Here is a 289-nt window from a genome sequence, read left to right as displayed (position 1 = left end):
TAACGACGGCATTAAATACGTGATTGGTCACCTCTGTTCTTCATCAACGCAGCCTGCGTCTGATATCTACGAAGACGAAGGCATTTTAATGATCACCCCAGCGGCAACCGCGCCGGAGCTGACCGCCCGTAGCTATCAGCTGATCCTGCGCACCACCGGCCTGGACTCCGACCAGGGGCCGACGGCGGCGAAATATATTCTTGAGAAAGTGAAACCGCAGCGTATTGCTATCGTTCACGACAAACAGCAATACGGCGAAGGTCTGGCGCGAGCGGTGCAGGACGGCCTG

General features: G+C 56.4%; 1 pseudogene. It reads left to right on the top strand.

Annotated features, from left to right (window positions below):
* A pseudogene (gene livJ, locus KI369_RS30000) lies at window positions 1–289 on the top strand (branched chain amino acid ABC transporter substrate-binding protein LivJ); the annotation flags it as partial.

It is taken from the genome of Bacillus sanguinis (genome assembly GCF_018332475.1).
Lineage (GTDB): Bacteria > Bacillota > Bacilli > Bacillales > Bacillaceae_G > Bacillus_A > Bacillus_A sanguinis.
This window is presented reverse-complemented; position numbering and strand designations above follow the sequence as displayed.